The 6,362-nt window shown below is 74.5% G+C and carries 7 protein-coding genes; 5 read left to right on the plus strand and 2 right to left on the minus strand.

All coding sequences use genetic code 11. From position 1 onward, the window contains the following. Window positions 1–77: 77 nt before the first annotated feature. Together B1205_RS10165 and B1205_RS10170 are read left to right on the plus strand one after the other, a co-directional pair. The gene (locus tag B1205_RS10165) at window positions 78–1,367 is read left to right on the plus strand and encodes a sensor histidine kinase (protein WP_089155347.1); all 1,290 of its coding nucleotides are present in this window, start codon (window positions 78–80) and stop codon (window positions 1,365–1,367) included. Between the two features lie 41 nt (window positions 1,368–1,408). Next, entirely contained in the window at window positions 1,409–2,065 is a 657-nt protein-coding gene (locus tag B1205_RS10170) for a response regulator (protein WP_089155348.1), read from the plus strand. 9 nt (window positions 2,066–2,074) lie between these two features. Here the strand turns inward: B1205_RS10170 and B1205_RS10175 are convergent, their stop codons facing one another. Next, window positions 2,075–2,725 carry an HAD family hydrolase gene (locus tag B1205_RS10175; RefSeq protein ID WP_089155349.1) on the minus strand — a complete coding sequence of 217 codons (651 nt, stop codon included), beginning with the start codon at window positions 2,723–2,725 and terminating at the stop codon, window positions 2,075–2,077. 14 nt (window positions 2,726–2,739) lie between these two features. Further along, entirely contained in the window at window positions 2,740–2,994 is a 255-nt protein-coding gene (locus B1205_RS10180; RefSeq protein WP_089155350.1) for a glutaredoxin family protein, read from the minus strand. A 548-nt stretch (window positions 2,995–3,542) separates the two neighbouring features. Between B1205_RS10180 and B1205_RS10185 the strand changes: the two genes are divergently transcribed. The 3 genes from B1205_RS10185 to B1205_RS10195 all read left to right on the plus strand — a co-directional run. Further along, entirely contained in the window at window positions 3,543–4,484 is a 942-nt protein-coding gene (locus B1205_RS10185; RefSeq protein WP_089155351.1) for an ECF subfamily RNA polymerase sigma factor, BldN family, read from the plus strand. 293 nt (window positions 4,485–4,777) lie between these two features. After that, window positions 4,778–5,626, plus strand: a complete 849-nt coding sequence (locus B1205_RS10190; RefSeq protein WP_089155352.1) for a DUF5667 domain-containing protein — start codon at window positions 4,778–4,780, stop codon at window positions 5,624–5,626. A gap of 115 nt (window positions 5,627–5,741) precedes the next feature. Continuing rightward, on the plus strand, window positions 5,742–6,362 hold a 621-nt coding region (locus tag B1205_RS10195; RefSeq protein ID WP_254909833.1), incomplete at its 3' end, for an HAD family hydrolase.

The raw sequence follows: 6,362 nt of genomic DNA on the forward strand, positions 1-6,362 counted from the left end.
CGGTAGGGAGAACCCCACCTTCGATCCACTGGCGAGCGGGATGGGCCGCCCGGTGGGTACGTCCCTAGCCTCGGACCATGACCGCCGTACCGTGGACCACCGCGCCCGCCCCCTCGCCCGTCCGGGGCCTCCTGCGCCGGCTCGCCGGCGACTCCGGCTACGTGCTCTTCAGCCTTCCGCTGGCGCTCGTCGGCTTCGTGCTCGCGGTGACCGGGATCGCGCTGACCGCCGGGCTGCTGGTCACCACGCTCGGCCTGCCGGTCCTCGCCGGCGTCCTCTACGCGGCCCGCGGGCTGGCCGACCTGGAACGGCTCCGGCTCCCCGGCGTGCTCGGCCGTCCCCGGGTCCGCCCGCTCTACCTGACGCCCGCGCGCGGTTCCCGGTTCTGGCGGCGGGTGTTCACCCCGATGCGCGACCCGCAGTCCTGGCTCGACCTGCTGCACGCCCTCCTCCGGCTGCTGGTGACGCTGCCCACGTTCGTGGTGCTGCTGGTCTGGTGGGCGCTGGCGCTGACCGGGACGCTCTACGGCGCGTACGACTGGGCCATCCCGCGCGGGCCGGACGACCAGGACCTCAGCCAGCTCCTCGGAATGGGCGACGGGACCGGCGCGCGGATCGCCATGAACACCGCGATCGGGCTGTTCGCCCTGTTCACCCTCCCGCTGGTGGCGCGGGCCTGCGCCCGGATCCAGGCCGGCCTGGCGTACTCGCTGCTGACCGGCGTGGCCGAGATGCGCCAGCGGATCACCACGCTGGAGGAGCAGAAGCTGGCCGCCGCCTCGGCCGAGGCCACCGCGCTGCGCCGGCTGGAGCGCGACATCCACGACGGCCCGCAGCAGCGCCTGGTCCGCCTCGCCATGGACCTGGGCCGGGCCCGCCACCAGCTCGCCGCCGACCCCGAGGCGGCCCGGCGCACCCTGGACGAGGCGGTCACCCAGACCCGGGAGACGCTCGACGAGCTGCGCGCCCTCTCCCGGGGCATCGCGCCGCCGATCCTGGTCGACCGGGGGCTGCCCAGCGCGCTCGCCGCGCTCGCCGCGCGGGCCCTGGTGCCGACCGAACTGGTGGTCGACGACGAGCTGGGCCGGCTCGAACCCGGCCTGGAGAGCACCGCGTACTTCGTGGTGGCCGAGGCGCTGACCAACGTCGCCAAGCACAGTCGGGCCACCGCCTGCCGGGTGGAGGTGGCCCGGAAGGTGGGCCGGCTGGAGATCACCGTCGGCGACGACGGGATCGGCGGCGCCCACCTGGCCAAGGGACACGGCCTCAGCGGCATCGCCGACCGGGTGCGGGCGGCCGGCGGCACGCTGGAGGTGGCCAGTCCGGCGGGCGGACCGACCCGGATCCACGCGGAGCTGCCCCGGTGATGTCCCCCGGATGGGACCCGGACGTGGTAGACACCGGACCCATGCGGGTGGTGATCGCGGACGACGCCGTACTGCTCCGGGAGGGGCTGATCCGGCTGCTGACCGACTTCGGGCACCAGGTGGTGGCCGCCGTCGGCGACGGGGACGCCCTGGTCGAGGCGGTGGTCGCGCACCGCCCGGACGTCTCGGTGGTGGACGTGCGGATGCCGCCGTCGCACACCGACGAGGGGCTGCGCGCGGCGGTGACGGCCCGCCGCCGGGTGCCGGGTACGCCGATCCTGGTGCTGTCGCAGTACGTCGAGGTCTCGTACGCCGACGACCTGCTCGACACCGCGGGCGGCGCCGGTGGCGGGATCGGTTACCTGCTCAAGGACCGGGTGGCGGCGATCGACGAGTTCCTGGATGCCCTGGCCCGGGTGGCCGGCGGCGGCACGGTGCTCGACCCGGAGGTGATCAGCCAGCTCCTGGTGCGGCGCCGACGCGACGACCCGCTGGCGGCGCTGACCCCGCGCGAGCGCGAGGTGCTGGCGCTGATGGCCGAGGGGCGCTCGAACACCGCCGTCGCCCGCGCGCTGGTGGTGAGCGACGGCGCGGTGGAGAAGCACGTCCGCAACATCTTCACCAAGCTCGACCTGCCCCCGGATGCGACCACCCACCACCGCCGGGTCCTGGCCGTCCTGACCTGGCTGCGCGCCTGACCCCCGGGCTCAGGGGAGGGCTCGGGCCAGGGTCACCGCCTCGGTGAGCGTGTCGGCGGTCGGGTGGGCGCTGGCGCGCAGGGTGGCCGGGTCGGAGAGGCCGCCGGTGTAGAGGACGCAGCGGGCGCCGACCGCGGTCGCCGCGTCGGCGTCGTCGAGCGAGTCGCCGATCAGCACCACCTCGCTACCGGCCACCCCCAGCTCGGCCAGGTGCTTCTCCAGCCACCCGGCCTTGAGCCCGCCGCCGACCGTGGCGCGCAGCCCGTCCACGCGCCGGAAGTGCGGGGTCAGCCCGTACGTGTGCACGGTCGGCACCAGCTCGTCGTGGAACCACATGGACAGCAGGGACTGGGTGCCCGGCCAGGCGGCGATCGCGGTGGTGGCGTCGGCGGCCAGCGCGCAGCTGGTCAGCCCGGCCCGGTACGCGTCGTGGAAGATCCGGTCGAGCGCGCCGAACGCCTCGGCGTCGACCGCCCGGCCGAGCATCTCGGCGTAGTAGTCGACGATCGGCCGGCGGAACCGCATCCGGTGTTCGGCGGCGGTGACCGCCGGACCGCCGGCGCTGGCGAACGCGACGTTGGTGGCCCGCACCACCAGGTCGAGGTCGTCGAGGAGCGTCCCGTTCCAGTCCCACACCAGGTGGCGCCGCGTACCCGTCATCGAAGCACCATAGATCAGAGCTGCGGGGTGGTGAGGTCCCGCAGCAGCCGGTCCTCCTCGACCCGCCAGTAGCCGTGCTCCCTGCCGTCGAGCAGCACCACCGGCAGCCGGTCGCCGTAGTCGCGTTCCAGCTCGACGTCGCCGGTCACGTCCTTCTCCACCCACCGGTCGCCGGTGACCGCCACCACCCGGTCGAGCGCCGCCTTCGCGTCCTCGCAGAGATGGCAGCCGGGCCGGGTGATCAGGGTGAGCCGCGGGGCGGTGGTCATCGGTACCTCCGTGCTGGTGTGGTCGCAGCTCGATCCTGCGCACCTTACCGGCCGCTCGCCGGCAACTGCGATGAACGCCAGACGGGATTCCCAGGCGCGGGAAAACGATCTCCATGGGCCGCCGGACGGGCAGCGGGAACCGGCTCGGCGGCACCCTTCCCACGACACGCCGAGCGGAAAGAAAATCCGCTCCGACCTGGGCTTCCACTCTGGACCACCGGATCGCCGGAAAGTCAACCACCGGCGACGGACAACCGGTCCGGCGACAGTGCGACGGCGCGGGAAATACTTCCGCTCTGTGTAACGGACTTGCCACGCGCGGGTGACGTTGGCCCTATCATCACTCGGGTCGGCTCACCCCATTTGCCGTGAGTCGACACCCCTCAGCCCGAGGAGGCCCCCGTGCCTGTCAGCGCATTGGACCAGCACCTCAAGGGGATCTGCCGCCCGCCGGCACGTCCCCACCCGGCCACGCCCGGCCCGGCCGTACCCGGGCCCGCGCCGCGGCGCTCCACGAGGTCGCTGCCCACCTGGACCGGGGAGGCACGGTGACCACGTTCGGTTACGCCGACTGGCCGGCCGGTACGACCGGCCCGACGCAGCGGAACCCGCTCAACGAGCGTGCGGAGCCCGCACCGCGCGGCGAGGCAAGATGGATACGCAGCCGCGCCCACCACGCCAACGAGGCTCCACCCCGCCCGGCGCTGCCCGGCGGCAACGCGAAGCCCACCGCCGGCCGGCTCGCCCCGGGCCGCCCCACCATGCCGGCCCAGGCCCGGCGCGGTGACGCGCCGACGGGCAACGAGCCCTCCGCCGCCGAGACGGCCGTGCTGCCCGCGGTCACCGCAGGCGACACGGCGGTGCTGCCGGCCGTCCCGGCCGCCACGCCGGCCACCGGCTTCCCCAGCCGCCCCGACCCGTCCGACCCGGCCACCGAGGTCTGGGGGCTGGTCGAACGGGCGCAGGCCGGCGAGGCCGAGGCGTTCGGGCTGATCTACGACCGGTACGTCGACACCGTCTTCCGGTTCGTCTACTTCCGGGTCGGCAACCGCCAACTCGCCGAGGACCTCACCTCCGACACGTTCCTGCGGGCGCTCAAGCGGATCGGCAGCTTCACCTGGCAGGGACGCGACCTGGGAGCCTGGCTGGTCACCATCGCCCGCAACCTGGTCGCCGACCACTTCAAGTCCGGCCGCTACCGCCTGGAGGTGACCACCGGCGACGTCCTCGACGCCGACCGGGAGGACCGCGGGCCGGAAGGCAGCCCGGAGGCGGCGGTGGTCGAGCACATCACCAACGTCGCCCTGCTCACCGCCGTCAAGCAGCTCAACCCGGAGCAGCAGGAGTGCATCGTGCTCCGGTTCCTCCAGGGCTTCTCGGTCGCCGAGACGGCCCGCGCCATGGGCAAGAACGAGGGCGCCATCAAGGCTCTGCAGTACCGCGCGGTGCGCGCCCTGGCCCGGCTGCTCCCCGACGGCTTCCACGGCTGAACCGCTTCCGACCGCCTCCGCTCCGCCGGCGCCGCTGCCGGTGGTCGGCGTGTGCCCGACGCGCCCGGCCGCATCGGTCACGCCCGGTGATTTCCGCGCCGCCCGGGCCGTAACCGGCGAGCGGCGCGAACCGTTTCTCCGGGTGCGACCAGTGGTTGTCCCGGCGTCCCCCGGGCCCACCCGGTCCGGCGGGTCGGGTCGGCCGTTCCGGTCGACCCTCGGCCACACGCTGCCACGGGTCGCTGGTGACGACGACGGCCGCCCGGCCGTGACCAGCGAGAGGGGGTGCCGCGGTGGACAGCGACCTCTTCTCCCGTCGGCGAGCCGAGCGCTTCGCGCAACTCCTCGACGAGGCCAACGGCGGACGCCGGCACCACGTCCGCTCCCGGGCCGACGGCGAACTCGCCACCCTGGTCGAGGTGGGTCGCCGGCTCACCGTCGAGCGGCCCACGGTCGACGTGGACCCGGACTTCCGCACCGGCCTGCGGGCGATGCTCGTGGCCACCGCGGAACGCGAGGGCGTCGCCGCCGCCACCGACACCGGCGTACGCGCCGCCCTGCTGCCCGCCATCACCGGTCGGCGGGCCCGCGCCCGGGGCGCGATCCTGGTCGGCGTGGCCGCCGGCGCGATCGCCCTCTCCGGCATCTCCGCCGCCAGCGAGAACGCGCTGCCCGGCGACGCCCTGTACGGCATGAAGCGGTCCACCGAACGCGCCCAGCTCGCCCTGGCCAGCTCCGACATCAGCCGCGGGCAACTCTTCCTCGACTTCGCCCGGACCCGGCTCGACGAGGCCGCCTCGGTCCGCAACGACCGGCTCGGCTTCAGCGCCGTCCTGGACGACATGGACGCGGACACCCGGCAGGGCGTACGCCTGCTGACCACGGTGGCCGCGCAGCGCTCCGACCCGACCGCGCTGGACGCGGTGGACACGTTCCTCGCCGGCCAGCGCCGGATGGTCATCGGTCTGCTGGACCGGCCCGACCACGCCGAGCGGGAGCGCACCCGGCGTTCACTCGCCCTGCTGGACGCGGCCGGTCGGCGTGCCGGCGCGCTGCGCGAGGCGATGGCCTGCGGACAGCCCGCACCCACGGCCAGCGACACGTTGGGGCCCGCACCGACCACCTGCCCCGGCGAGCGCTGAGCGCGCGGCCACACTTCTCCCGGCGGACACCCGACCGCCACACCGTCGGCGGATAGGCTCGGCGGAGGCACGCGGTCGTCGAGGGAGGGAGGTCGCCGTGACCGAACCCCGCAGGATGACGGTCAGCACCGACGCCCACGGGCACACCGCCGGTTGGTCGGAAGCCCCCGGTGCGCCCGCGACCACGATCGCGCCGGACCCGACCGCCGCCGCCTTCTTCGACGTCGACAACACCATGATGCAGGGCGCGTCGATCTACTGGTTCGCCCGCGGGCTGGCCGCCCGGAACTACTTCACCGCCGGTGACCTGGCCCGCTTCGCCTGGCAGCAGGCCCGGTTCCGGTTGCTCGCCACCGAGCACGCCGGCACCATGTCGCAGGCCAAACAGGCAGCGCTCGCCTTCGTGCAGGGCTGGCGGGTCGACGACGTGGAGCGCCTCACCGAGGAGATCTTCGACGAGCTGATGGCGCCGCGCATCTGGGCCGGCACCCGTCGGCTGGCCCAGCGTCACCTCGACGCGGGCGAGCGGGTCTGGCTGGTCAGCGCCGCCCCGGTGGAGATCGGCCGGGTGATCGCGGCCCGGCTCGGCCTCACCGGCGCGGTCGGCACGGTGGCCGAGGTCGTGGACGGGACGTACACCGGTCGGTTGGTCGGCGACCTGATGCACGGGCCGGCGAAGGCCGAGGCGGTCACCCAGCTCGCCGCCGTGGAAGGGCTGGACCTGGCCCGCTGCGCG

Source organism: Micromonospora sp. NBS 11-29, from assembly GCF_002140155.1.
Taxonomy (GTDB): Bacteria; Actinomycetota; Actinomycetes; order Mycobacteriales; family Micromonosporaceae; genus Micromonospora.

What these genes read in the sequence shown, in the direction of transcription:
- B1205_RS10165 (WP_089155347.1), top strand. Translation starts at nt 78, where the DNA reads ATGACCGCCGTACCGTGGACCACCGCGCCCGCCCCCTCGCCCGTCCGG.
- B1205_RS10170 (WP_089155348.1), top strand. Translation starts at nt 1,409, where the DNA reads ATGCGGGTGGTGATCGCGGACGACGCCGTACTGCTCCGGGAGGGGCTG.
- B1205_RS10175 (WP_089155349.1), bottom strand. Translation starts at nt 2,725, where the DNA reads ATGACGGGTACGCGGCGCCACCTGGTGTGGGACTGGAACGGGACGCTC.
- B1205_RS10180 (WP_089155350.1), bottom strand. Translation starts at nt 2,994, where the DNA reads ATGACCACCGCCCCGCGGCTCACCCTGATCACCCGGCCCGGCTGCCAT.